Source organism: Saccharopolyspora phatthalungensis (assembly GCF_014203395.1).
GTDB lineage: Bacteria > Actinomycetota > Actinomycetes > Mycobacteriales > Pseudonocardiaceae > Saccharopolyspora > Saccharopolyspora phatthalungensis.
The window spans coordinates 1,484,838-1,510,286 of sequence record NZ_JACHIW010000002.1; the positions used below are offsets into that span (position 1 = coordinate 1,484,838).

The window sequence follows — 25,449 nt, forward strand, 5'->3', positions numbered from 1 at the left end:
CGCGGTGCTGGGTCAATGGCGATCGGGCAGTTCGCGAGTGCTGTGCCGGACGACCAGTTTCGGGATGAGTGCGATATGCGCCGACGCTTCCGCCGCCTCGGTGCCGCTCGCCGCCGCGAGCAGTCGTACCGCTTCGGACGCGATCTTCTTTCCCGGCTGGTCCACTGTGGTCAGTGGCGGCTCGCCTAGCCTGGCGAACTCGATGTTGTCGTAGCCGGTCACCTGGACATCGTCGGGCACCTTGATGGCCCGTGCGCGGCACGCCCTGGTCACGCCCAGCGCGATCAGGTCGTCGGCGCACACGATCGCGTCCGGCAGCCGTTCCCGACCGGCCAGCCGTTCCAACGCCTGCTCGCCCCAGGCGATGCTGTACTCGCCGAGCAGCAACCAGTCGTCGCGCACGGTCATCCGCAACGCTTCGGCCTGCTGCTGGAAGCCCGCCAGTCTGCGCTCCGTCGAGGAATTCGTCAGCAGCGATCCGACGAATGCCGCGGAGCGCGCCCCCGCCGCGTGCACGTGGTCGAGGACCAGCCGCATGGCGGCGATGTCGTCCACGCCCACCCAGTCCGTGCTGGTGCCATCGACGTACCGGTCCAGCTGGACCAGCGGTACCGCACGAGCCGCTTCGAGCACGGCGGGGGCGCTGTCGACGCCGTGCGTGGGGCTAACGATGATCCCGTCGACGTTGCGGGCGACCAGCGACCGGAGCCGCTCGGCCTCGACCGCCGGATCCGAGCGGGCGTCGCAGAGGAACAACTGCTTGCCCGATCCGCCGAGGGCGTGTTCGACGTTTTCCACCAGCGAGGTGAAGAACGGGTTCGAAATGCTCGGCACGACCATGCCGATGGTGTCGGTGCGGTTGCTGCGCAGCGCGCGACCGATGGAGTTGACCGAGTATCCGAGCTCGGCGGCGGCACGCTGCACCTTGCGGACCGTCTCGGCGGCGACCGGGCGGGAGCCGGTCAGCGCGCGCGAAACGGTCGCGGTGGAGACCCCGGCCCGCTCGGCGACATCGGCGATGGTCACCCCATGCAAACGTTTACCTCTCTCTAACCAATCAAGAACGCGGGTGTCACGATCCAGAGAAAGTCTCCCTTGACCGCCAACGATTTGAACCCTACCGTACACCAGCATCGTCGATGCAATCGATTACATCCCTGTTGTTTCCATTCCCGACTTCTCGTACGGAGTGCCCGATGACGTCAACCCCTCCGGGCGTGTTTCCCCCGAAGCCGAACGCCGTGGCGGAGCTGTTCGGCACGACCAAGGCCGTGATCGGGGTCGTCCACCTGCCCGCCCTGCCCGGCAGTCCCCACTACGCCGGGCAGCCGCTCGACGAGATCTCGACGTTCGCCGTCGAGGAGGCACGCGCCTATCTCGACGGCGGCTGCCACGGCGTGATCGTGGAGAACCACTGGGACATCCCGTTCCTCAAGCCCGGCGAACACGGCTACGAGACCGCTGCGGCGATGGCGGTCGTGACTGCCCGGGTGCGCGAGGCGGCCGAGCGCACCGTGGGCGTGAGCGTCCTGTCCAACGCGGCCGAGTGCTCGATCGCCTCGGCGTGGTCCGGCGGGGCCGGATTCGTCCGGGTCAATCAGTGGGCCAACGCCTACATCGCCAACGAGGGCTTCATCGAGGGGCAGGCGGCGCGGGCCACCCGATATCGCAGCCGGATCGGCGCGAACCCCATCAAGGTCTTCGCCGACGTGCACGTCAAGCACGGGGCGCACGCCATCGTCGCCGATCGCACCCTGGCGGAGCAGACCGAAGACGCGGAGTTCTTCGACGCCGACGTGCTCATCGCGACCGGGTCGCGCACCGGCGATGCCGCCGCGCTCGACGAAGTGGTGGGCATCAAGGAGCACACCGGGCTGCCGGTGGTGATCGGTTCCGGCATCACCGCCGCCAACATCGGCGAGCTCCTACCGGCCTGCGACGGCGTGATCGTGGCCTCCTCGCTGAAGGACAACGGGCGCTGGTGGGGCCGGGTGGCCCCGGCGAAGGTGCGCGAACTGACCGCCGCGGCGCGGAAAGCCGGGGCCGAACTGCCGTGATCACCTTCTGCGGATACGCCAACAGCGACCTCACGGTCAGCGTGCCCGCGCTCCCGGCCGCGGGCACCCGCGTGCAAGCCGCCGCCATCGCGCGTGGAGATGGCGGGATGGCGGCCAACGCGGCCGTGGCCGCGGCGCGGATGGGTGCCGATGCCCGGTTCGCCGGCGTGGTCGGCGACGACCCGTTGAGCGAGTCGTTCCTGGCCTCGCTCGTCGCCGACGGGGTCGACATCGCCTGGACCGCGCGGACCGGGCAACTCACCACCTCGGTCATCCTGGTCACGCCCGACGGTGAGCGGTCGATCATCAGCCAGGACGACGCGATCACCGAGGCGCACCTGACGGAAGTCGTCACCCGCACTGCCGGATGCGAGAACGCGTGGCTCTACCTTGACGGATACCGCTTCCCGTGGGCCGCGCCGTTGCTACGGGGCGTGCGCACCATCGTCGACCTCGACGGCTGCACCCGAGCCGAGGGTGCGCGGGCAGCGCTCGCCGTCGCCGACCACGTCATCGCCGGTCGCGCCCTCGCGCATGAATTGCTGGGCGACGAGACCGAACTGATCCGGCTGGCGGTCCAGACCGGCACCCACCTCCTGATCACCGACGGCGCACGCGGCTGGCGGATGCACACACCGGACGGCGCCGACTACGAGGGCGCCGCCCTGCCGGTATCGGCCGCCGACGTGACCGGCGCCGGTGACTGCTTCGTCGGTGTGTACGCCGCGGAACTCGACCGCGGCGTCGACCCCGCCGAAGCCGCCCGCTTCGCCTCCGCCGCAGCGGGCATATCGTGCACCAAACCCGGCGCCCGAGCAGGTTTGCCGCGCAGAGCCACCGTCTCCGACTACCTCACCGCACCAGCAAAGCCGACCCCGGCAACAAGGAGAACCCGATGAGACGAATGTGTACGGTCCTCGTCTCGCTCGCCCTCGTCATCGCGGTCGGCGGCTGCGATGCAGCGGTGCGGCAGCAACAGGCGGCCGAGCAGCGCGTGGCCGCGCAGGGCCCGCCGCCACCCGGCCGGATCCCGCAGTCCTGCACCGTCGGCGGTCACGCGCCGAAGATCGGCATCATCCCGATCAACCTTCAGGCGCTGTTTTTCAACCAGATCAACACCGGCGCGCAGCGGGTCGCCGACCAGGTCGGGGCGCAGGCCCAGATCGTCAACGGCAACGACGACTCCACGGTCCAGGCCAACGCGATCGACGACCTCGTCGCCAACGGCTACAACGCCATCATCGTCGACGCGGTCGACACCGACGGGATCAAGCCGGCGATCCGGCGGGCCAACGCCGCCGGCGTCCCGGTCGTCGCGGTCGACGCGACGGTCCACGACCCGGCGGTCTCCGCCCAGGTCGGCACGGCCAACTCGGCCGGCGGCAAGCAACTGGCCCAGGCGCTGCTGGGCATCTCGGGCGGTCAGGGCGAGATCGGCGTCGTCAGCGCGCTCAACAGCACCATCCAGCTGGAACGGCAGAAGGGCTTCACCGACGAGGTCACCGCGCACGGAATGCGCATCGGCACCGTCGTCGACGGCCGCAACGTTCAGGAGAACGCACAGGCCGCCGCCGAGAACCTGCTGACCGGCAACCCGACCCTTCCCTACGCCTACGCCACCGGGGAACCGGCCCTGATCGGCCTGGCCGCCGCGGTCAGCAGCCAGGGCCGGACCAACCAGATCAAGGTCGTCGGCTGGGATCTGTCCGCCCAAGCCATGGACGGCCTGCGAGCGGGCTGGATCAAGGCGGTCGTCCAGCAGAACACCTTCCAGTTCGGCTACGAATCGATGGCCGCGGCGATCGACCTGGCCTGCGGCCGCCCGGTGCCGCGCGACATCCCGGTGCCCACCCAGATCGTCACGCCCGACAACGTCGGCCAGTACCTCTACTACATGGAGCGGTGATGGCACAGGACACGCTGGTCGCACTCAGCGGCATCACGAAATCGTTCGGCGCGGTGCGCTCACTGCGCGGAGTCGATCTGACCTTGCGAGCCGGGGAAGTCCTCGGGCTCGTCGGCGACAACGGTGCCGGGAAGTCGACCCTGATGAAGGTGCTCGCCGGAGCACTTCAGCACGACGACGGCGAGATCACCGTGAACGGCCGCCAGGTCCGGTTCGCCAACCCCGCCGACGCCCGGCGGGAGAAGATCGGCATCGTCTACCAGGATCTCGCGCTGTGCGACACCCTCGACGTCGCGAGCAACCTGTTCCTGGGCCGGGAGCCCCGGCGCGGCCCGTTCCTGGACCGGCGCGCGATGCACCGGATGGCGGCCGAAACGCTGTCGAACCTGCACGTGCGGGTCAAGTCGACCTACCAGGAGATCGGCGAGCTTTCCGGTGGGCAGCGCCAGGCCGTCGCGATCGCCCGCGCGGTGTCGTTCGACCCCGCCGTGCTGATCCTGGACGAGCCCACGGCCGCCCTCGCCGTCGCCGAGGTCCGCTCCGTGCTGGCCATGATCCGCGACGTCGCAAGCAGGGGCGTCGGCGTCATCCTGATCACCCACCGCCTGCAGGACCTGTTCGAGGTCTGCGACCGCATCACCGTCATGTACGAGGGCCGCAGCGTGGAGGACGCGCCGGTGTCCGAGCTCGACGTCGAGCGACTCGTGGCCATGATCACCAGATCCGACACCGAGGAGGTGCCGCAAACATGAACGCGCACGCCGATACGGCACCACGAGCAGTCACCGCCGAGACGCCGTCGTGGTGGGACCGGACGAACAAGGCGACGCTGGCGATGTTCGGCGTCACCGTCGTGCTGTTCCTGGGATTCGGGCTCGCCGCACCCAACTTCGTCACCTTCGACAACCTGTCGAACCTGGCGACGCAGGTCGCCATCACGCTGATCGTCGCCGTCGCGATGACGTTCGTGATCACGACCGGCCAGATCGACCTCTCCGTCGGCTCCACCCTCGCCTTCGTCGCCGCCACCACGGCGCAACTGCTGGAAGCTGGCTGGGATTCCTCGATCGTGATCGCGATCGGGCTGGCCGCCGGACTGTTCTGGGGTGCGGTCAACGGCTGGCTCTCGGCCTACCAGAAGATCCCGCCGTTCATCGTCACGCTGGCCGCCATGTCGGTGATCCGCGGCCTCGCCCAGCTCTCCACGCAGGGCTTCTCGGTCCCGATCGACAAGCGGCTGTTCGTCGCGCGCATCGGCGAAGCCAAGTTCCTGGGTTTCTCGGTGCTGGCCTGGATCGCCCTGCTGACCGTCGTGATCGGCGCCGTGCTGCTGGCCAAGACGCGGTTCGGCAGCTACGTCACCGGGATCGGCTCGCAGGAGGAGTCGGTGCGCCGGGCCGGGGTAAACACCAACCGGATCAAGATGATCGCGCTGATGCTCACCGGGCTCGCCGCCGGCGCCGCGGGCATCCTCACCGCGGCGCGGCTGGGTTCGGGATCCGCGAACTCGGGCGAGGGCTTCGAACTCACGGTGATCGCCGCGGTCGTGCTCGGCGGCACCAACCTCTTCGGCGGGCGGGGCACCATCACCGGCACCATCGTCGGAGCCGTGATCACCGGGATGATCGCCAACGGGCTGACGCTGCTGGGGGTGAGCCCGTTCCTCACGCCGATCGTGACCGGGCTGGTGCTCATCCTCGCGATCTGGGTCAACCTGCGGGGGCGGAGCCTGGGACAGCTCGTCGGGCATTGGGCGGGCCGATCATGAGCACCACCGTCATGACCGTCACCGGCCCGGTGACGACGTCGGAACTCGGGCTCACGCTCACCCACGAGCACCTGGTCAACGACATCCGGTCGGCGGTCACGGCACCGGACGATCCGGAGCTGCGGTTCCTGCGGGAAGCGAAGACCTCGGCGGATATCGCGTGGCTGTTGCGGGATCAGCCCTACTCGTGCCTGGACCACTGCGTCCTGGACGAGCCGGACGTCATGCTCGCCGACCTCGCGGCCTTCGCCGCCGCCGGCGGGAAGTCCATCGTGGACGTCACGCCCGCCGGCATCGGGCGAGATCCGCAGCGGTTGCGGATGTTCGCCGAACGCACCGGTCTCCGGATCATCATGGGCTCCGGTTGGTATCTGCAACGCTTCCACCCCGATCGGCTGGCCTCGACCGGTGAACGGGACCTGGCCGCGGAACTGACCGGCGAGTTCGATTCCGGCGTGGGCGAAACCGGAGTTCGGCCTGGTGTGATCGGCGAGATCGGCGTCTCCCCCGATTTCACCGCCGACGAACGGAAAGCGCTTCGGGCGGCGGCCAGGGCACAGCGCGCCACCGGCGTGCCGCTCTACGTCCACCTGCCGGGCTGGCAGCGTCGCGGTCACGAGGTGTTGGACGTCGTCGTCGGCGAGTACGGCGTGCCGCCCGGCGCGGTCGTGCTCTGCCACCTGGATCCCTCCGGGGCCGACCCGGATTACCAGAACTCGTTGGCGGACCGGGGTGTCTGGCTCGAATTCGACATGATCGGGATGCCGTTCCGCTACCCCGGCGAAGGGCAGTCACCGGCGCCCGAGCAGACGGCGGTCGCGGTCCGCGATCTGATCCGACGCGGGCATGCCGACCGGCTCCTGCTCAGCCACGACGTCTTCCTCAAGAGCATGCTGACCGCCTACGGGGGCAACGGGTTCTGTTACGTGCCCCGGTCGTTCACCCGGCGTCTCGTCGAGCACGGCGTTGCCGAGCACACCGCCGCAGACCTGTTGCACACCAATCCGGCCCGGCTGTTCGAGTTCGCGGCCGGGCGAAAGGAGTTCCCGTGAGCCGCGTCCTGATCGCAGGCGAAAGCTGGGTCACGCATTCCACCCATATCAAGGGAATGGACACCTTCACGACCAGTTCGTACGAGGTGGGTGTGGAGCAGCTGCGGCGGGCCCTCGAAGGGCGCGGCCACGAAGTGCGGCACCTGCCCGCGCACCTGGTGCCGATGGAGTTCCCGGACGATGAGCGGGCACTGTCGCAGTACGACGTCGTGGTTGTCTCCGACATCGGCGCGAACTCCATCCAGCTCGCCCCGGGAGTCTTCGAGCGGGCCCGGCCGGGCGCCGACAGGTTGGCCGCCCTGCGAGCGTGGGTCGGCGAGGGCGGGGGCCTGCTCATGATCGGCGGTTACCTCTCGTTCACCGGATTCGAAGGCAAAGCCGCCTACCGCAATACCGTGCTGCACGACGTCTTGCCCGTCGAACTGCTCGCCGAGGACGACCGGGTGGAGCTGCCCGCGGGAGCGCAGGCCACCGTCGCACTCCCCGGCCACCCCGCGCTCGGCGGCCTCGACAGCGCGCCGTGGCCGCACCTGCTCGGCTACAACCGGGTGCTCGCCCGGCCCGGCTCCACGACCCTGGCCACCGTCAACGGCGATCCGCTGGTCGTCGTCGGAGAACACGGCAACGGGCGGTCCGCGGCGTTCACCTCGGACTGTTCGCCGCACTGGGCGCCGACCGCATTCTGCGAGGACTGGTCCGGCTACGGCCAGATCTTCGGCGGGTTGATCGAGTGGCTGGCGCGGTGAAGCGGTCGGCCTGGCTCGTCGAGGCGGGTGCACACACCCTCGCCGAAGCGCTCGATGTGCGCTTCATCCGCGAGGTGTCCCACGGCACCATCCGCGACGAGCCCTACGCGAATTACCTGCAAATCGAAGAGTCATTCGTGGAAAGCGCGTGCCGTCTGCACGGCTTGGCGGTGTGGCACGCACCGTCGTGGGCAGCGATGCAGCGGCATGCCCGGGCAGTCCACGGCTTGACGACGGAACAGTCCGAGTACTTCCGGACGGCGCGGGCGGCGTGGCCGGTGCCGGCTCGAATGGACGAGCCCGCGCGCCGCCAAGCGGACCAGCTGTCAAAGTTCGCGCTATCCGCGGCAGAAACCGGCGGCTACGCGGCGATCGTGACCGTGATGTTCGCGGCCGAACACCTCTACCGCACCTGGTGTTCGCGCGCGGTCGCGCCACCCGCCGGGCCGATCGCCGACTGGGTCGCCCTGCACACCCGCGCGCCGTTCACGACCCAGGTCGACGCGCTGGCCACCGAGGTCGACGACGTGCCTCGTGCGGTGCCCGACGAACAGCTGCACGACTGGTTCACCGGGATGCTGCAAGCGGAAATCCAGTTCCACAACGCGATCTACGGCTGAGTGTCCGTCCAGTGTTGCTCGCACGGGACGGACAAGCGCCGACTCTTGTGCAGTTCATGCGAGCTGCTGGAGCAGGTGTCCCAGGACAGCGGATCCTGCACTTTTGCCGTCCCGGCCGCCTCGACCGTCGCAGAAACAGCGTTCAACATACGAACGATACGTTCATTACGAATCGACGGTGTCATCGACGAGCAGTACGGGCGGCGGCATGATTTCACACGCGCGGCTCGTCCCGCAGGCGACCCGGTGGCGAGACGATCAGGAATACTACGCGCGATCGACGACGCCGACGGTTATGCGGTGGAAAACACGTGACGCCCTGCGGTGGCTTACGGTCAACGGGACCCGCGCCGCAGGTGTCGATGACGTGGCAGGCACTCCGGCTCCGGGCAAGCGCGCTGATATCGTTTTGCTGGACATGTCGGGTGTCAGTCAGGCCGGCTGGAACCGCTCCGACCCCTGCGCCGCGATCATCGCGCAGGCCAACTCGGGCAACGTGCACACGGTGCTGGTCGGCGGGCGGGTGGTCAAACGTGACGGCCGACAGGTGCACGTCGACGGCGCGCTTGCCACGCTCGCGGAATCGCACGGCTATCTCCACGACCAGATGGCCCAGCACGACGGGTTCATCCCGCAACCTCCTGCCGAGCTGCCGGTGTTCAATCGCTGAGTGCCAAGCCGCGCATCCCGTCGGCCGGTGCGTGCATGCTGGACCGGCCCGCCGCCGGTGCGGGAGGGGAAGTGCAGCGGTGGCGGGCCGGAGTTTGAATCAGCGGACGGGCTCAGCGGAGGGACTGTTGATCTAGATGACGGGCGCTTCCAGTGCGGAGTTCCGGCGACTGTTCATATGTGGTAGCGCTTCGGCACACCTCACAGGGCGCGCCGAGATCACTTTCTCAGATCAGGTGATTGATGAATCCTCCGGGGCTGGCAGCATCCAGCCGCAGAAATCGGCGTGGTGTCCTTAATACAGGACGAGTCGACTTGATTCAGTCCTTTGAACACCCGCTCAAACATCTCCGGGCGGATCTCAACGTCCAGTGGGCACTACGAGGCAGGACCTCGCCTGCGGGTCCGGTATCCATACCGGCCCCGCAGTTCCCGGCCACCCATGTGCCAGAGCCAGAACGTCGAGGAGGGCTCACCGCGCGCCCCCGTTCCACGATCCGCTGCTCGACTTAGTCCGGCCAGGATTGGCCGCAGCACCTCGATGCCGTGCGAACGCATTGCGGTCGCCGACCGGTAGACCAGACTCGACCAGTGGCAGAATCCGGGTTACCTCGACCGCGAGGTCGTTGGCGCGGTCGCTGTGGATCCATGCGATTCGAGGCTCACGAGGCATGCTGCCACCGCTGTTTTCGGACTCTGCCCGGTCGAGCGGGTAAGACACTGTCAACACACCCTCCTCCGGCTTCTGGCTTGCAATAAGCCTGAAGCCGGACTTCTTCTCGGCCGACATTGTCAGCGTGGTCGGCAAGCCGACGTTGAAGGTCGGCGATCGCGGTGAGAGTGCAAGCCACGGTCGTCATGCCCCCTGCCAACGTCTCGATGATGGTCCGTTCGGCCGCCACGACGCCGGTAATCGGCGGTAGCGTCGGGCCGTCCAGCGAGGGCGGCAGGGCCACGACACGGCCCCAGATTCCTGGATGCTCGGCGGTAGCAGCACCAGCGCGCCGCCGTAGTCCGTTTGAGCTCCGCTGCATGAAGGCGAATCAGGTTGGCGGCCAGCCGGCCCGGTGAGGGAAGTTCGAGGGAATCGTCACTGCCTTGCGGTGTGGTCGTCAACGTGAACATTGCCAGCGTCTCGCCTCCCGGGCAACGGTGCGTGGTTATTCCGTCACCACAAGCGAACCGTCCAGGCGAGCCCGGCGACAGTCTTGAATCGGTGCTACTGCGACCACTAGCCGCGTCTTTCGCACATGGGTGAGGGTGGGACGAACCCGGGTATGCCGGATGATCATGGCGGTTGGGTGGGATCGACGGCAAGCAGGTTGAGTAGTCGGGTCTGGACGGGCCCGGGTTGCGGGATGGTCGCGGGTTGGCCGGTGGTGGCGGGGATCAGCCGGAGTTCGGACAGGGCCTGGAAGATCAAGCGGCCGGTGGGTTTGGCTTTCTGACCGGGATACAGGCCGGCCATCCTGACCTCCGGAGCGATCGCGGTCCGCACGGCGCGTTCGATCAGGCAGAAGACGAGAAGGGCGAGACAGATCACGGTGAGCAGGGCGGCGATGCGCCGGTTGGTCTTGAGGAACATCGGTGCCACCGCCAGGGGGCCCTTGAACGCCGAGTAGCGGCGTTCCACCACTTCCTGGCCCTTGTAGCGGGTGAGGACCTCGGCGGCGGTGACGGTGGCGGGCAGGTTGGTCAACAGGGCGTACCAGCCGTCGGTGGAGGCCTCGGCATCCAGCGCGGTCTGATCGAACCACCACGTCAGGGTGGGTTTACCGGTGACGGGGTCGGTGCCGACCTGGGTGCGCAGGTAGGTCTTGACACGGCGGGTGCGGGCGATGGTGGTGACCCGGTCGGTGACGGCGTGCTCACTCGGGTAGTGCCGCGACCCCAGGCCACGCACGACCCGGTCGAGGTCGCCGCGGGCCCGGTCGAGTTTCTTCGCCCGTGCCGCCATGGCAGCCGTCGCTCGGGCGGTGGAGTGCACGAACACCCGTCGCAGCCGCAGTACCGGGTCGGTCTTGCGCTTGCCGGGCAGGCTCAGTGTGTCCTCCATGACCCGCCAGGCGCCGCGGCGATCGGCTGGTTTACCGGTGTCCCGTCCAGCTACGTAATCCACAACCGTGGCCGCCTGCGGGTCGAGTGCGGCCAACTCGGCGGCGCGGACGTAGAGCTTGGATGCCGGGGCGATGAATCTCACGCCCGCGGTGACCATGGCGTGCAGGTTGCCGTAGGAGATCAGCTTCGAGTCCCCCACCAACAGAAAATCCCGTGGCCCGGCAAGGTTTTTCAGCGCGGTCATCGCCCCCACTACCTGGGCGACCTCTCCCGCGCCGCCGTCGTAGCCACGATGCAGCACCGGTATCCCGCCGTCGCCGGTGACCGCCAGTCCGGCCTGGACCTGCTTGAGATCCGGGCGACGGTCTTTCGGGTGCCCGAATCGTGGTGCGGCGTAGCCGGGATCGGTCTGTTCGTATGCGCCATACAGCGAGATCGACGTCATATCCCAATGCAACCGGGACACATCCAGCCCGAACGCCGAGATCGCTCGCGCCCCCACCGATCCCACGATCCGGTCCAGCTCCGGGGCGATCGCGTCCAACGCGCGGGCGATCCGGTCGTCATTGAGCCTGGCGGGGTCGATACCCAGCACTTCCTCCACCGCCCATGCCCGCGCCCAATCGGTGACCCGCAACAACGGCGTCGGCGAGGTCAACCGATTCGCCACCAACGCCTCGATCACCTGCCCATGCGACAGGATCGCCACATCACGCACCGGGCAGGCCCGGTCGATAATCCCGGCCAGGTCCAACCTGCCGCAGTAGTCGGCCACCACCGGCAACGCACCCAGCATCTTTTCCACACTCGGCCCACCGAAGACCATCGGTTGCGGAAGCGGTCGTGCACGCATCCCGCAACGATAAGATGATCAAAGCGGAACGCTCTTCCAACCCCAACCACCCCCATGTGCGAAACACGGGACTAGCCCTTCGGGGGTCCCACTCGGGTCCCACTTCGAGCAGCAGGCTTCACAAGGTGGCGGCCGATACGCCAGGATCAACTACCAAGAGCGATCAGACAAGTACGCAGGATGTGACCGGAATGGGCTGCGAGGGCCACGCGGGCAGCCGCAACCCAGCGCTGCGCGCGCTGCTCGATGAGTCGCGGATGAGCAACGCTGCATTGGCGCGTGCCGTGGTGACGGCGGGCGCCGAGGAAGGGGTACACCTCGGTACGAACACGACCGCGGTGAAGCGAATGCTGGATGGTTCTCAGCCACGCTGGCCTGTGCCCAGGTTGGTCGCCAAGGTGCTCTCCAGGAGCCTGCGCCGTGAAATCAGCGTCACCGATTGCGGGTTTGACGATCGCGCTCCCGCTACAGACGATTTACACGATGGGCTGAACTGTTCAGGGACACTGGACGGCACGGTCCGCACGGTCGTCGAGCTGTCGGGATGGGATATGAAACGGCGCAAGTTCCTGCTGGGCACCGCTTTCACTGCGGCGGCCTTTTCTGAGCCAGCCCTCTTCGCGCTGACGGTGCCTCCGGTCGAGAACACCGCGCGAGTAGCGGGCAAGCGCATCGGCATGGCTGATGTAGAGATCATCAACGAGCACATCGCTCATCTCCGCCGGCTGGATCATCGCTATGGTTCCGGTCGCGTCCGTGAGCAGGTGGTGCAGATGCTGCACCGCGAAGCAAACACGGTCATGCACTGCACCTATTCAGAAAGAACCGGCAAGGCCCTACTGGGCGCGGTTGCCCAAACCTCGTGGCTTGCTGGGGCGATGGCGGCCGATGTAGGCAGGCATTCGCTGGCGCAGCGCTACTACATCCAGACGCTGAATCTCGCCATGAGTGCGGGTGATCGACTGTATGCCGCCAATGTGCTTTCTCACATGAGCCGTTTGACCGTACAAATCGGACACGGTGTGGAGAGCGAGCGTGATCGACTCGGCCATGCCAGACAGGCCGTAGCGCTGGCCCGCGCCGGTCAGGAAGTGGCCAACGGCAAGGCAACTCCGGTGCTGTCGGCCCTGCTGCGTGCGATCGAAGCACGAGGCCACGCGCTGTCCGGGGATGCCAACACTACCCGCGCTGCCGTGCTTGAAGCTGAGCGGCACTACGAACGCGCACGACCGGAGGAAGGACCACCGTGGCTGGGTTTCTACACCGAAGCAGAACTGGCCGCTGATCTCGGTCGATGCCTGCGCGATGCCGGCGAGCCCGAGCACGGAACTCGACTGATCGCGCAGGCGCTGGACGGCTACGAGTCCTGGCGCGTGCGCAGCCGCTGCTTCGTGCAAACCGACCTTGCCACCGCACACCTGGTCGGCCGCGACTTGGAGCAGGCGGCCTCCCTGGGGCAACAGGCCGTGCACACGGCTACGCAGGTCAGTTCAACACGCACGCTTGATCGGCTCCGCACGCTGCAACGGCAGTTCCGCCCGTTACGCGCCAGCTCACCGGACGTGAGAGAACTGGACGAGCGGATCTCCGACCTGCTCAACCGCAACAAGGCCCGCCGAGACGAGGACATCGCCACCTAATGACCAATGAGATCGACTTCGATGGTGTGCGCATCTATGCCATCCCCATGCGCGCCCGATTCCGAGGCATCACTGTGCGCGAAGGGATGCTTATCGAAGGCCCCGCCGGGTGGGGCGAATTCTGTCCGTTCGCTGACTACGACGACATCGTGGCCGCCTCCTGGCTCGCCACCACGATCGAACAATGCACCCGCGGTTGGCCCGAACCAGTGCGCGATCGCATCCCGATCAACTGCACCGTCCCCGCCGTTGGTCCCGAGCGTGCCCATGAGATCGCCGCCAATTCCGGGTGCCGTACCGCCAAGGTCAAGGTCGCCGACCACGCCGAATCCCTGCCTGAAGACCTCGCGCGCGTCGAGGCAGTGCGCGATGCCATTGGTCACAGCGGGGCCATTCGCGTGGATGCCAACGGCGTCTGGGACGTCGACACCGCCGTGCTTCACATCCGCCAGCTCGACAAAGCAGCAGGTGGGCTCGAATACGTTGAACAGCCCTGCTGGACGGTCGAGGAACTAGCCGCAGTCCGGCGCAAGGTCGACGTGCGTATCGCTGCCGACGAATCCATCCGTCGCGCCGATGACCCCTTGCGTGTCGCTATCGCAGGCGCGGCCGACGTCGCAGTCATCAAGTGCACCCCACTTGGCGGCGTACGGCGCTCCCTGGAAGTCGCCGAAGCCGCCGGGCTTCCCTGCGTGGTCTCCTCCGCACTGGAAACCAGCGTGGGACTGGCCGCCCAGGTCGCCCTCGCCGGTGCTCTGCCCGAGATGGACTTCGCCTGCGGCCTCGGCACGCTCTCGCTGCTCGATAGCGATCTCGTGTCCGGCTCCGAGTCCCTGCGGGCGGTAAACGGCTACCTGCCCATACCCCGCACACCACCCACACCCGACCCGAGCCTGCTCGCCACCTACGAACTGACCGACCCCGACCAAGCCAGCTGGTGGCGCGACAGGCTCTCCCGCGTCCGCGCTGTGCATGAGCACGCCAGCCTGCTGACCTTCAATGATGGGAACGTCAGCCCGAAATAAAGATCCCGGACCTGCTACGGCGGGGTCGTGGCAATGGCGTCCTTGGGTCTGCTGGGGGCCGGATGCGCCGGAAAACCCAATCTCGATCCGGCCAGGAACCGGTACAAGGCGCTGCCGCGAGTCACGGCTTGGAGCAACGCGAACGCCGCACTCGTCGACGCCGCGCAGATTCCCTCGCTGGATCCCTTCCTGGTGGTTCCGGCGATGGCAAACGTGACGAATAACTTCGGGTTCGGCGTGACCGAATCGGTCACCTACCAGCACCCTTATGCACTGGCTCGCCGGTTCACGACGCTCGACCACCTCACGAGCGGACGGGTCGGCTGGAACCTGGTCACCTCGTATTCCGACAGCGAAGCACGCAACCTCGGCACCGGTATCTGACTCCCCACGACGAGCGCTACGAGATGGCCGCGGAGTATCCCGAAGTCTGCTATTAGCTCTGGGAATTCTCGTGGGAGGACAACTCAGCTGAGCATTTCCGAGAAGCCGGCGCGAAGCACCGGAGACCAGCAGTCTTCTTGCATTACCACGAAAAACACAACCGGGCGGGCGCCAGGATGGTTGTTGTCGATCCGTCATGAGTCCTGCGTGAGCAGCCGGCTCAGCGTGTCGTCGATGTCCATCCACCGGTGCTCCTCGCCGGGTGCGACGATGTCGTAGGTATTGTTCAAGAACTCCATCAGCTGAGCAGCGTCCGCTTCGAAGGTGGCCTGACCGGTCGGCGGGTTCAACGAGATCTCGATCGTCCCCGGCGCGTCCGGTCGTGGCCGGATTCGCACGTCGCCAAGCCCGCTCTCCGCGAGCAGCCCGTCGGCCAGCAGGTCGCGGCCGATCACCCAATTCACCCGGACGCTCTTACCCGTGTTGAACGCCAAGCTGACCTCGTACGGATTGTTGCGGTTGTATCGCAGTTCCACGCCAATCCGCGCGAACACACCTGCCGAAACCACCATGCTGAAACACATCTGATCGTTGAGCTTCATGTTCGCACTCCTCATCGTCGTCAACTGCCCACTGGGAAAACGGGGCCGACCGGGATTCGGTTCAACCACGCCGCCTCGGGGGATATACGCAGGTAAAACGCGATCGAGAGCCCGAGCGAGAGGTGACCGCACGTACTGACTAGGGCGCGCTGCGTCAGGGATGGGCGACCGGGCTTGGGGTTATCGTGGCGGCGATCAATCGCACCGCGTATGCCCTGCGCAGCAGATTCTCCTACGCCTCTTGGAATAACGTCCATGCGTCGCGCACGCCGGCGACCACGCTTAGAACAACGAAGACCTCAGCCTTGAGCTCCTGATCAATAAAACTCGGAACCTCATCTCTTGAACCCGCTTGCGGTGGGGTGCGTGTGCTGGGCATGCGGGTCGCAGTGGCCTGGATCCTACCGGTTGAAGGGACTTCTTATGCTGTCTAAGCGAGTTGTGTCGGTTGCCGCCTTTGCTGCTGCCGGCGTGCTTTCGTTGGCCGGCTGCGGGGCGGTGAATGATGCGCTGGGTCAGATTCCCGCCGCGCCTGGGGCGCCGGTTGCCGAGTCCGCGAACGCGGGCCTCGCCATGCTGGCCGGAACCGCGAAGGCGAACAATGCGCAGGCCGGGACTGGTGATTGGGCGACTGGCTCGGATGGCACGGCCAACACCGCGGATCAGAAAATGGCTCGGAAGTGGGTGCAGTTGAAGGCATCCCAGGCTGGTGACCTGAATCCGGTAGTGGTCAATGGCGCGGGGCTTACGTTGTACCGGTTCGACAAGGATACGGCTCAGCCGTCGAAATCGAATTGCAATGGGGATTGTGCGAAGACGTGGCCGCCGTTGACGGTTGCGCCGGGAAGCAAGGTTTTCCTGGCCGGTGTGCCGAAGTCCGCGGTGGGTACGGTCAAGCGTGATGACGGGAGTCTCCAGCTGACTCTTGGCGGTTGGCCGGTGTATCGGTTCGCCAAGGACACCAAGCCCGGCGACACCAAGGGGCAGGGAGTGGGCGGAACCTGGTTCGGGGTGGCCCCGGATGGCCAGAAGGCGCAGGCCGAGTCCGGTGGGAGCGACGCGGGCCAGAACCCACAGGATGGTGCCGCGCAGTCGGCGGGACCGGCCGACCGTGCGATTCTCTTCGATGACGCGAACTTCAGCGACAATGGCGCTTCGCAGGGCGTGTCCGGTCAGGGCTGCCAGAACGTCGCACGTCCGGGTGTGACTTCCTCGGTGTCGGCCGGTGGTTCGCTGAAGCTGTGGTCGGAGAAGAACTGCAAGGGCAAGTCGCTGGTGATCAATGGTGATGTGCGTGATCTCGGCAAGCTCGGCTTCGACAACCGGGTTGCGTCGGTCTTCTTCGGCTGATCCCGGCGGTCTACCAAGTCTACCAACGACCTCGATCATGACGGCTGTGCCGCTTCCACAAGGAAGCGGCACAGCCGTTTTGCGTTGGGAATCCGATTGATTCGCGATCCGCGGTCAGCCGCCGCGGTTGAGCGTGTTGGCCACCTGGGCCATCTGATCGTCGGTCATGACGTTGATGAAATCGGCGTGATCGGTGATGGGGCTGCGCGCCTGGTCGGGGAAGGTGTCGATGGCGTATGGCGCGTCGACGGGCACCTGGTAGCTGATCTCCAGGTGCAGCTGTGGAACGGGAAAGGTGTCGGTGGGACAGACACCGTTGGCGGCGGGGAAAGTCAGGTGGTCGCGGTGGTCGGGGCTGTCGTTTCTGCGGCCGTCCCAGCAGCTGGGGAAGTCGAAGATCCGGACCACCTGTTGCCCGTTCGGGCATCTCGGATAGCGGTTCGTCCGCCGGTCGAGCGTTCCGGAACAGCTCCACTGCACCCGCGTGGCGTTGGTCAGCCCGGCGGTCCGTGCCTTCGCGTCACCCGTGACGCCACGCAGGAAACGGGGCATCGGGATCACCTTGCTGCTCGGATTGCCGCGGAAGCTCACCAGCACCGATGCGGGTTGCACGATCGTGCCGCGGTTGTGGGGCGAGCCAGCGGCGACATCTGCGGCCGGATCATCGTCCAGCAAGCGGAGCACCGGCCAGTAGTAGGTTGATTTGTCGCCGTTCGTGCAGGTCGTATTGGCTGCGGCGAGGCTCTGGTCAGTCGAGAACGCATCGGTGGAGACGTTGCCGACGTAATCATGCATGTGGTGCGCCGCACCCTTCATGCCGGGCGTAGCGACGACGTTGTCCTCGTTGCGATGCGCGTTTTCGTTGCGGCCGCAGGAAGCAAGCACCACGCCCGTGGAGGCGTTCGGCCCGGCAAGGATTTTCGGGGGGTTCGGGCTGACATCTGCGATATCGACGAAATCGCTGTCCGCAGGCCCCCCGTCGTGCTCACTGCGTCCCTCGTAATACCCGGCGCCGACCGCCGCGGCCAGCACAACAGGCAGCACCAGGGCTACCAGTCGCCATGATCGAACGTTTCTGGACGCTAATCGGCTGGTGAACACCCGCCCATCATGGCACTCGCGGCAACCACGAAGACATGTTGACCCCGCGCGGATTGCCCGCGGGGGTCGCATGTGTGCCTTCAGATCAGACCGGTGTCGAAACAAACCTCTTCCCGGCGAAGTTTTCCACCTCGACGGCGGCCACGTTGCCCGGCGCAATCAGCGCCGCGCCGTCCAGCGCGCTGCCTTCGGCCGCGGCTTTCTCGGACACCAGCCAGCTACCGGCGATCTCCCGACTGCCGTCCTTGCCGACTACGACCAAACGGCACCGTTCGCCCGCTGGTATCCCGCTGGCCGCGGCGTTCAACCGCACCCAGCCGGCGGCCGGCGTGACCGTCACCGTCAACCTCGCACCATTGCTCGGGTCGGTGGACGTAGCAACCTTCGTTCCCTCAGCTGGCATGAGCACGCTCGGGGACGGTGGTTGCGCGACGACCTGCGGAGGCTCGCTGTCACCCGCGCGGCCGATCAGGACGCCGCCACCCACAGCGACGACCGCGGCGATCATCGCCGCTGCGCCGACGACGGCACGTCGCGGGCGGCTTTCCCGCGCACGCTCTGTTCGAGCCTGTCGAAGGGTGCGCTGAAGCAACAGGTCAGCGTCGTCCGGAGGCCCGTCCAGGAACAGCTCCGGTGGGGCCTCCCCCAACACGGTTCGCATCTGCTCCAACTCCTCCAGCTCGGTGCGGCAGTGCTCGCAGGACGCCAGGTGGTGCTCGATCGCGGTCCGTTCCGGTTCATCGAGCGCGCCCAGCGCGTAGGCGCCCACGTCAACCGTGTGCTCTCGGCTGGTCATCCGGCCACCTCTTCCGTCGCGAGCTGTCCGCCACCGAACGCATCGCGGAGCGCCCGCAATGCGTGGTAAGTGCGTGATTTTACGGTTCCTGGCGGTATCGCCAGTTCTCTTGCTGCCTCGGCGACGCTGAGCCCTCGGAAGTAGATCTGCACCAGCACATCGCGATGGCTATCCGACAACCCGTTCAGCGCTTCGGTGACGACCATCGAGTCGACCACAGTGTCCGCGTGGTCACGCACAGTCGGCGGCGCTGTTGGATTTTCCGCCACTTCGGCCGGCCGAGCGGACTTCGCGCGGCTGCGATCGATGACGATGTTGCGTGCCACGGTCAACAACCACCCGCGCACGGAACCCTTCCCGTTCACCATTGCGCCCGGGTTTCTCCAGGCCCGTAGCAACGTCTCCTGTACGACATCCTCAGCCGCGGCTCGATCGCCGGTCAACCGTGTCGCGTATGCGAGCAGGGCGCGCCCGTGCTCGGCGAACAACGACCGGATCAGCGCATCGTCCCCGGCGGTCTGAATCGGATGAGACCGCAATCTCGCCATCCACCGCTCCTTCCGCCCGCAGCTCCCGTTGGGCCGTTCAGAGGTATCGAAGGCAACACGTAACCCGGGCCGTGGCGGTTCAACTGCTGCCCAGGGCTTTCCCGCCGAGCACTGCCGTGCGCTGATCACAACGCTGGATTCACGGCCACGACACCGCCCGCACCCCGCAGCTACGACGTTGATCCACTGCTACCGCACCAGATCGACGAACAGTTACGGGAGAATCCACAAAGGATGTTCGGTAGCCAGACAGAGCAGGGTGAGCGGGCACTTCTAGGGGCTTGATATCGCTGCTCAGCCGCGAGGCAGCAGGCGGTGCGGTTGCGATGGCGATGGCGATGGGCGTGGTGGTGGAGAATACCGGTATGCGCATTTCGGCCAAGGTGGATTACGCGGTACGGGCTCTGATCGAGCTCGCTCTCCTGAAGCCTGAGCAGGTCGCCAGGGCCGAAGACCTCGCGACCGCGCAGGACATCCCGCGCAACTTCCTGCTGGCGGTGCTGGCCGACCTACGCCGCAGCGGGATCGTCGCCAGCCGACGCGGCCAGGCCGGGGGCTGGGTGCTGGCCCGCCCGGCGGAGGCGGTTTCGGTGGCGGACGTGATCCGTGCCGTGGATGGGCCGCTGGTCAGCGTGCATGGGGTGCGCCCGGAAGCGGTCCGCTACGAGCCGTCGGTGGCCGTGGTGCAACGCGTGTGGATCGCGGTCCGCAGCAGCCTGCGAGAGGTGCTGGAGGAGGTCACTTTGGCCGACCTCGCACGGGATGACCTCCCGGCGGCTGTGGCTGGACGCACCCACGACCCCGAGGTGTGGCAGAGCCGCTGAGCGCACCCGCGTCCTACTACGTGAGAGCGCGTGCTCAGCGGGCGGCACAAACTGTACTGTCCCTATCGACTTTGTCGTCAATATGACAAAACGGCAGCTCAGGACGGGCGCCTAAGGGCAGCTCAGCCCGGACGGTGTGACCGGCTGCCAGGTGAAGGGACGTCAGACGTGAGCATCGCAGCACGCAGACCACGGGCGGTGGCCGTTGCCGCCGCCGTTCTCTCCTTGCTCGCCGCCGTGGCCGGATGTTCACGCGCCGACCGCGCCGGCTCTGCGGTGCCACCGGAGAACGCCGCCCCGGCCGCCGAGGTGCGACTGGGCTACTTCCCCAACGTCACCCATGCCTCGGCACTGATCGGGTTGGACAAGGGCCTGTTCACCAAGGAACTGGGCAGCACCAAGCTCACGCCCGTGCAGTTCAGCGCGGGTCCGGAGGAGGTCTCGGCACTGCTGGGCGGCTCGCTGGACATCGGCTTCATCGGTTCCGGTCCGGCGATCAACGCCTTCGCCAAGTCCGGCGGGGAAAACGTCCGGCTTATCTCGGGGGCCACCTCCGGCGGCGCCCAGCTGGTGACCGCGCCGCAGATCAACAGCCCGCAGGACCTGCGGGGCAAGACCGTCGCGTCCCCGCAGTTCGGCAACACCCAGGACGTGGCACTGAAGAAGTGGCTGGCCGACAACAAGCTGAGCGACGTCGGGGTGCAGAACATCGACAACGCCCAGACCCTCGACCAGTTCCGGCAGGGCCGGCTGGCCGGCGCCTGGTTGCCCGAGCCGTGGGCGTCGCGGCTGGTGCACGACGCCGGCGCCAAGGTCCTGGTCGACGAGAAGCAGCTGTGGCCGGAGGGAAAGTTCCCGACCACGGTCGTCCTGGTGCGCACCGAATTCCTCCAGCAGCACCCACAGACCGTGCAGGCCGTGTTGCGCGGCGTGCTCGCGGCCAACGACCTCGCCGCCACCAACCCCGCGGCGGCCAAGACCGCCGTCAACACCCAGCTCAAGACGCTGACCGGAAAGGAACTGTCTCCCGAGGTCATTGACCGGGCGTTCACCGGCATCGAACTCACCACCGACCCGCTGGCCTCCCGGTTCCCGCAGCTGGCACAGGACCAGGTGATCGCGGGCATCGAGCGGCAGGCGCCCGACTTGAAAGGCCTGGTCGACCTCACCGCGCTCAACGCCGTGCTCGAAGCGGCCGGCAAGCCGAAGGTCGATGACGGCGGGCTGACCGGATGATCGACCCCGTGGCGAAGAAGGCAACCGAGAAATGACCAGTGTCCTGCAAGCGCCCGCGAACGCCGACCACGTGGTCCGGCTGACCGGGGTGCACAAGAGTTTCGGCAATGCACGCCGCAGCGTCACGGCGCTGCACGGCATCGATCTCACCGTCCGGCCGGGCGAGTTCGTCTGCCTGCTCGGCGCGTCGGGATGCGGCAAGACCACGCTGCTCAACCTGATCGCCGGGTTGGATGAGCCCTCGCACGGCTCTATCGACCTGCGCGGCTCGCGGCCAGCCGTGATGTTTCAGGAAGCCGCGCTGATGCCCTGGCTGACCGCGGCGGGCAACATCGAACTGCCGCTGCGCCTGGCCGGTGTCGAGCGCACCGCCCGGCGCGAACGCGCCCGTGAACTGCTGGACCTGGTCCGGTTGGGAAACGCGGGCGGCAAGCGTCCGCACGAGCTCTCCGGCGGGATGCGCCAGCGGGTGGCGCTGGCCCGCGCGCTGGCGTCCGCGCTCGGCGCCTCCGATGACGCTTCCGCCACCTCCCTGCTGCTGATGGACGAACCGTTCTCCGCGCTGGACGCGATCACCCGGGACGTGCTGCAGTCCGAGCTGCTGCGGGTGTGGGAGTCCACCGGGGCCGCGGTGGTGTTCGTGACCCATGACGTCCGCGAAGCGGTGCGGCTCGGCCAGCGCGTGGTGCTGCTGTCGTCCCGCCCCGGCCGGATCGTGCAGGAATGGACCGCCGATGAGTCCACTCAGGACGGTCTGGATCTGGCCGAGGTGATCAACCGGCGCCTTCGGGAGGTGATCAGTGATCATGCCTCGGCCTGAACGCACCGCCACCCGGGACACCGATTTCGACGCCGCGGTCGAAGCCGGCCTCGACGCCCTGGACACCCCGACCGGCCCGCAGTCCGACGCCCGCAACCGCTGGCGCCGGTTCGCCCGCGCCGCCCTGCCGCCGCTGGTCGCGCTCGCATCGGCACTCGTCGTCTGGCAAGCGCTGTGGGCATCCGCGCTGTGGCCGGAATTCAAACTGCCCGAGCCGCGAGCAGTCGGCATGCAACTGTGGGACGAGATCGTCAGCGGCAACGCGCTGAGCCTCATCTGGACCTCCGTGCACCGCGCCCTCATCGGGTTCCTCATCGGCATCGCCATCGCGACCCCGCTGGGCCTGCTGGTGGCCAAGGTCCGGATGGTCCGCTCAGCACTCGGCCCGCTGCTATCCGGTCTGCAGAGCCTGCCGTCGGTGGCCTGGGTCCCCGCCGCGGTGCTCTGGTTCGGCGTCACCCCCGCGACGATGTACACGGTGCTGCTGCTGGGCTGCGTCCCGTCGATCACCAACGGCCTGGTCGCCGGGATCGACCAAATACCACCGATCCTCCCGCGCGTCGGCAAGGCACTGGGCGCGGGCCGACTCGCGATGGCCCGGCACATCCTGCTGCCGGCCGCGCTGCCCGGCTACCTGGCCGGACTCAAACAAGGCTGGGCGTTCTCCTGGCGCTCCCTGATGGCGGCCGAGATCATCGCCACCTCCCCCGAACTGGGCAAGGGCCTCGGCGCCTACCTCGAAGACGGCCGCCTGCTGTCCGATATGCCCACCGTCATCGCAGCAATCACGCTGATCCTGCTCGTCGGAATAGGCATCGAACTGCTCGTCTTCCGTCCGCTGGAACGCGGCATCCTCCGCTCCCGCGGCCTCGGCACCGCCTGAAAACCCGAACCGGTTTTCGCGGCGTCTCCCCAGGGCGACCCGGACAGTCACCCGCTCGGACGCGCCCCGGCACCGTGCTCAGGACTCGGCGAGGTGGGGCGGGAATCCGCCGGTGGCGATCGGGCCCCAGCGTTCGATGTCGATGCGGATCAGCGACTTGTTCTGCCGGACCATCGCTTCGCGGTAGTCGTCCCAGTTCGGGTGTTCGCCGGAGATGCAGCGGAAGTACTCGACGAGACCGTCCAGTGCCGCCGGCATGTCCAGCACCTCGGCTCGGCCGTCGACCTGCACGTACGGGCCGTCCCACTCGTCGGAAAGCACGCACATCGACACCCGCGCGTCCCGACGCGCATTTCGCGTCTTGACCCGCTCCGGATACGTCGACACCACGATCCGGCCCTCGGTGTCCACGCCGCAGGTCACCGGGGACATCTGCGGGCGGCCGTCGGACCGGGTGGTGACAAGCAAGCCGCGGTGACGCGGCCGCAGGAACTCCAGCAGCGCGGTCCGGTCGACCTGCTCGGCGGTGGCAACACGTGGCATGAATGACCCTCTCTTGTGGACATTTTCCGGGAATTTGCTCCGAAACTACCCGCAATGTCCGCGTTGTATTGAGGTAGTGGCTTACCCAAGCGCTGCGAGTGCGGCGGCTTTTGTATTTGGTGAGCGCGATGCTCGCTGCGGTGAGGTTGTCTTCCAGGTGGGCGAACCCGGCGTTCGTGGTCGGTGGTCGACTTCACACCGTACATCGGTGGTTTCTCAGCCGCTCCGACCGCGAGCACATGACCATGCGGACGCTCCGGCCGGGCGAGTTCGATGGCCTGCGACCGTCACTGCTGCGGGACTTGCTTGCGCAGCAGCACGACCGCTGCGGTGGCGAGCAGCAGGACCACGATGATGCGCAGGCCGTGCAGGAAGGCGCATGTCCGCAAGAGGGCATCCCACGAATCCGTGTTTTCGGTGTACCGTAACCGGGTGACTGGCGTGCCGAAATTTCGACCTGATGCGATCACCCTGACCGAACGGACTGACGGCCAGAGGACGAGCAGCGCAAGCCCGCTCGCGTCCTCGGCCAGCAAGTTCGCAAACAAGGCCGGCCTGTCATGAGTACGACGGCGAAGCCTCCGGCCGAGACGACCGCTGTCCCTCTCGACAAGGTGCTCGCCCGGGGCCGGATGCGCGGCACCGTGGCGATGCTCGGCCCGGCCTTCATCGCCGCGATCGCCTACGTCGATCCGGGCAACTTCTCCACCAACCTCAGCGCCGGCGCGGAATTCGGCTATGCCCTCGTATGGGTCGTGGTGCTGGCGAACCTGATGGCCATGCCGGTGCAGTTCCTGTCCGCCAAGATCGGCATCGTCACCGGCAAGACCCTGCCCGAGGTGTGCCGGGACCGGTACCCCGCACCCGTGCGGTGGGCGCTGTGGCTGCAGGCCGAGATCGTCGCGATGGCGACCGACCTGGCGGAGTTCGTCGGCGCGGCCCTCGGCCTCTACCTCTTGTTCGGCATTCCCATGTTCCCCGCGGCATTGATCACCGCCGTGGCCGCGTTCATCGTGCTCGCCCTCCAGGCGCGCGGCTTCCGGCCGTTCGAACGCGCCATCGCGGCGATGCTCTTCTTCATCATCGGCGGCTTCATCTACCAGCTGCTGCGCATCGGCGCCGATGCAGGCCAGGCGCTCGCCGGACTGGCACCGAGCCTGCCGGGCAGCGGGAGCGCCTACCTGGCCGTGGGCATCATCGGCGCCACGGTGATGCCGCACGTCGTGTACCTCCACTCCGCGCTGACCAGTCGGCGGGTGGGCGCGTCGAACGACGCCGAGCGCCGGAAGGTCCTGCACTTCGAGCGCTGGGACGTCATCGTCGCGCTGGGCATGGCGGGCGTGATCAACCTGTCGATGCTGATGGTGGCCGCGAAGCTGTTCCACGGCAGCGGCAACACGACCATCGGCGGCATCGAAAATGCCCACGCGGGCTTGGCCACCCTGGCCGGGGGCGGCGCCGCGCTGGTCTTCGCCGTCGCGCTGTTGGCCTCGGGGATCTCGTCCTCCAGCGTCGGCACGTTCGCCGGCCAAGTCGTCATGGCCGGCTTCCTGAACTTCCGGATTCCGCTCGTGCTGCGCCGGCTGATCACGATGCTGCCCGCGCTCGCGGTGATCGGGCTCGGTATGAACGCCACGGACGTGCTGAACTTCAGCCAGGTCGTGCTCAGCTTCGGCATCCCCTTCGCGCTGGTGCCGCTGGTGCTCATCACCCGGGACCGGGCCACGATGGGGGCCTTCTCGAACTCGCGCCGGATGACCGCTCTCATGACGTTGATCACCGCGGTGATCGTCGGCCTCAACGCCTACCTGCTCTATGACCAGTTCCTCGGCTGATCACCACGACTTCCAGCCGTGCAGGCTGGGTTAACCTACCCAGTACCCGCGAGGTCTCCGCCGCGAACGGGCATGGAAATCGACATTCCATTGAAGTCGCCGGAGAGTCAGTGGCACCTCCTTCGTGGTTCGA

At 67.2% G+C, this 25,449-nt stretch carries 26 protein-coding genes; 19 read left to right on the plus strand and 7 right to left on the minus strand.

All coding sequences use genetic code 11. The annotated features are described in order from the left end of the window. Nucleotides 1–12: 12 nt before the first annotated feature. Nucleotides 13–1,026: a LacI family DNA-binding transcriptional regulator gene (locus tag BJ970_RS32665; protein ID WP_312864584.1), complete on the minus strand. Its 1,014-nt coding sequence runs from the start codon at nt 1,024–1,026 to the stop codon at nt 13–15. A 170-nt stretch (nt 1,027–1,196) separates the two neighbouring features. Between BJ970_RS32665 and BJ970_RS32670 the strand changes: the two genes are divergently transcribed. The 10 genes from BJ970_RS32670 to BJ970_RS32710 all read left to right on the plus strand — a co-directional run bounded on the left by BJ970_RS32670 (nt 1,197) and on the right by BJ970_RS32710 (nt 8,819). Further along, nucleotides 1,197–2,057 (plus strand): BtpA/SgcQ family protein, encoded by an 861-nt coding sequence (locus tag BJ970_RS32670; RefSeq protein WP_184731410.1) that lies wholly within the window; start codon nt 1,197–1,199, stop codon nt 2,055–2,057. Further along, on the plus strand, nt 2,054–2,956 hold the full coding sequence (locus tag BJ970_RS32675; protein ID WP_184731413.1) for a carbohydrate kinase family protein: 903 nt from the start codon (nt 2,054–2,056) through the stop codon (nt 2,954–2,956). The genes BJ970_RS32670 and BJ970_RS32675 overlap by 4 nt, the downstream gene beginning before the upstream one ends. Next, complete coding sequence (locus BJ970_RS32680; RefSeq protein WP_184731415.1) at nt 2,953–3,963, plus strand: substrate-binding domain-containing protein; 1,011 nt, start codon at nt 2,953–2,955, stop codon at nt 3,961–3,963. Before BJ970_RS32675 ends, BJ970_RS32680 begins: the two co-directional genes overlap by 4 nt. After that, on the plus strand, nt 3,963–4,715 hold the full coding sequence (locus tag BJ970_RS32685; protein ID WP_184731417.1) for an ATP-binding cassette domain-containing protein: 753 nt from the start codon (nt 3,963–3,965) through the stop codon (nt 4,713–4,715). The genes BJ970_RS32680 and BJ970_RS32685 overlap by 1 nt, the downstream gene beginning before the upstream one ends. Further along, nucleotides 4,712–5,731 (plus strand): ABC transporter permease, encoded by a 1,020-nt coding sequence (locus tag BJ970_RS32690; RefSeq protein ID WP_184731419.1) that lies wholly within the window; start codon nt 4,712–4,714, stop codon nt 5,729–5,731. Before BJ970_RS32685 ends, BJ970_RS32690 begins: the two co-directional genes overlap by 4 nt. Next, nucleotides 5,728–6,783: a phosphotriesterase family protein gene (locus BJ970_RS32695; protein ID WP_184731421.1), complete on the plus strand. Its 1,056-nt coding sequence runs from the start codon at nt 5,728–5,730 to the stop codon at nt 6,781–6,783. Before BJ970_RS32690 ends, BJ970_RS32695 begins: the two co-directional genes overlap by 4 nt. Further along, nucleotides 6,780–7,529, plus strand: a complete 750-nt coding sequence (locus BJ970_RS32700) for a glutamine amidotransferase (protein WP_184731423.1) — start codon at nt 6,780–6,782, stop codon at nt 7,527–7,529. Before BJ970_RS32695 ends, BJ970_RS32700 begins: the two co-directional genes overlap by 4 nt. Next, entirely contained in the window at nt 7,514–8,149 is a 636-nt protein-coding gene (locus BJ970_RS32705; protein WP_184731425.1) for a TenA family protein, read from the plus strand. The genes BJ970_RS32700 and BJ970_RS32705 overlap by 16 nt, the downstream gene beginning before the upstream one ends. A gap of 75 nt (nt 8,150–8,224) precedes the next feature. Continuing rightward, nucleotides 8,225–8,464: a hypothetical protein gene (locus BJ970_RS38490; protein WP_246471925.1), complete on the plus strand. Its 240-nt coding sequence runs from the start codon at nt 8,225–8,227 to the stop codon at nt 8,462–8,464. After that, nucleotides 8,445–8,819: an amidohydrolase family protein gene (locus BJ970_RS32710; RefSeq protein WP_246471926.1), complete on the plus strand. Its 375-nt coding sequence runs from the start codon at nt 8,445–8,447 to the stop codon at nt 8,817–8,819. The genes BJ970_RS38490 and BJ970_RS32710 overlap by 20 nt, the downstream gene beginning before the upstream one ends. Nucleotides 8,820–10,106: 1,287 nt before the next feature. On the opposite strand, the gene BJ970_RS32715 is transcribed toward BJ970_RS32710, so the two are convergent. Then, entirely contained in the window at nt 10,107–11,729 is a 1,623-nt protein-coding gene (locus BJ970_RS32715; protein WP_246470688.1) for an IS1634 family transposase, read from the minus strand. A gap of 125 nt (nt 11,730–11,854) precedes the next feature. Here BJ970_RS32715 and BJ970_RS32720 point away from each other — a divergent pair, with 125 nt between their 5' ends. The 3 genes from BJ970_RS32720 to BJ970_RS32730 are packed head-to-tail and all read left to right on the plus strand — an operon-like array spanning nt 11,855 to nt 14,778. Then, nucleotides 11,855–13,369 (plus strand): NsdA family TPR-like regulatory protein, encoded by a 1,515-nt coding sequence (locus tag BJ970_RS32720; protein WP_184731428.1) that lies wholly within the window; start codon nt 11,855–11,857, stop codon nt 13,367–13,369. Beyond that, nucleotides 13,369–14,394: an o-succinylbenzoate synthase gene (locus BJ970_RS32725; RefSeq protein WP_184731430.1), complete on the plus strand. Its 1,026-nt coding sequence runs from the start codon at nt 13,369–13,371 to the stop codon at nt 14,392–14,394. Before BJ970_RS32720 ends, BJ970_RS32725 begins: the two co-directional genes overlap by 1 nt. Nucleotides 14,395–14,427: 33 nt before the next feature. Beyond that, nucleotides 14,428–14,778: an LLM class flavin-dependent oxidoreductase gene (locus BJ970_RS32730; RefSeq protein WP_246472116.1), complete on the plus strand. Its 351-nt coding sequence runs from the start codon at nt 14,428–14,430 to the stop codon at nt 14,776–14,778. Between the two features lie 194 nt (nt 14,779–14,972). Here the strand turns inward: BJ970_RS32730 and BJ970_RS32735 are convergent, their stop codons facing one another. Beyond that, nucleotides 14,973–15,380 carry an SsgA family sporulation/cell division regulator gene (locus tag BJ970_RS32735; RefSeq protein WP_246471927.1) on the minus strand — a complete coding sequence of 136 codons (408 nt, stop codon included), beginning with the start codon at nt 15,378–15,380 and terminating at the stop codon, nt 14,973–14,975. A 423-nt stretch (nt 15,381–15,803) separates the two neighbouring features. Between BJ970_RS32735 and BJ970_RS32740 the strand changes: the two genes are divergently transcribed. Then, on the plus strand, nt 15,804–16,730 hold the full coding sequence (locus tag BJ970_RS32740) for a hypothetical protein (RefSeq protein WP_184731434.1): 927 nt from the start codon (nt 15,804–15,806) through the stop codon (nt 16,728–16,730). Nucleotides 16,731–16,844: 114 nt separating this feature from the next. On the opposite strand, the gene BJ970_RS32745 is transcribed toward BJ970_RS32740, so the two are convergent. The 3 genes from BJ970_RS32745 to BJ970_RS32755 all read right to left on the minus strand — a co-directional run bounded on the left by BJ970_RS32745 (nt 16,845) and on the right by BJ970_RS32755 (nt 19,175). Further along, a complete protein-coding gene (locus BJ970_RS32745; protein ID WP_312864585.1) occupies nt 16,845–17,762 on the minus strand; it encodes a DUF1996 domain-containing protein in 918 nt (305 codons plus the stop codon). Between the two features lie 154 nt (nt 17,763–17,916). Then, complete coding sequence (locus tag BJ970_RS32750) at nt 17,917–18,627, minus strand: anti-sigma factor (protein WP_184731438.1); 711 nt, start codon at nt 18,625–18,627, stop codon at nt 17,917–17,919. Next, nucleotides 18,624–19,175 (minus strand): sigma-70 family RNA polymerase sigma factor, encoded by a 552-nt coding sequence (locus BJ970_RS32755; protein WP_184731439.1) that lies wholly within the window; start codon nt 19,173–19,175, stop codon nt 18,624–18,626. Before BJ970_RS32755 ends, BJ970_RS32750 begins: the two co-directional genes overlap by 4 nt. Before the next feature lie 326 nt (nt 19,176–19,501). On the opposite strand from BJ970_RS32755, the gene BJ970_RS32760 reads away from it, so the two are divergent. The 4 genes from BJ970_RS32760 to BJ970_RS32775 all read left to right on the plus strand — a co-directional run bounded on the left by BJ970_RS32760 (nt 19,502) and on the right by BJ970_RS32775 (nt 22,938). Next, complete coding sequence (locus tag BJ970_RS32760; RefSeq protein ID WP_221468351.1) at nt 19,502–19,999, plus strand: RrF2 family transcriptional regulator; 498 nt, start codon at nt 19,502–19,504, stop codon at nt 19,997–19,999. Between the two features lie 168 nt (nt 20,000–20,167). Beyond that, nucleotides 20,168–21,235, plus strand: coding sequence for an ABC transporter substrate-binding protein (locus BJ970_RS32765; protein WP_184731441.1), 1,068 nt, complete (start codon nt 20,168–20,170; stop codon nt 21,233–21,235). A 31-nt stretch (nt 21,236–21,266) separates the two neighbouring features. After that, nucleotides 21,267–22,055 carry an ABC transporter ATP-binding protein gene (locus BJ970_RS32770; protein WP_184731443.1) on the plus strand — a complete coding sequence of 263 codons (789 nt, stop codon included), beginning with the start codon at nt 21,267–21,269 and terminating at the stop codon, nt 22,053–22,055. Further along, nucleotides 22,042–22,938 (plus strand): ABC transporter permease, encoded by an 897-nt coding sequence (locus BJ970_RS32775; protein ID WP_184731445.1) that lies wholly within the window; start codon nt 22,042–22,044, stop codon nt 22,936–22,938. The genes BJ970_RS32770 and BJ970_RS32775 overlap by 14 nt, the downstream gene beginning before the upstream one ends. A gap of 78 nt (nt 22,939–23,016) precedes the next feature. Here BJ970_RS32775 and BJ970_RS32780 read toward each other — a convergent pair whose 3' ends face one another. After that, complete coding sequence (locus BJ970_RS32780) at nt 23,017–23,481, minus strand: PPOX class F420-dependent oxidoreductase (RefSeq protein ID WP_184731447.1); 465 nt, start codon at nt 23,479–23,481, stop codon at nt 23,017–23,019. A gap of 560 nt (nt 23,482–24,041) precedes the next feature. Here BJ970_RS32780 and BJ970_RS32785 point away from each other — a divergent pair. Then, a complete protein-coding gene (locus BJ970_RS32785; protein WP_221468352.1) occupies nt 24,042–25,316 on the plus strand; it encodes an Nramp family divalent metal transporter in 1,275 nt (424 codons plus the stop codon). Nucleotides 25,317–25,449 lie beyond the last annotated feature (133 nt).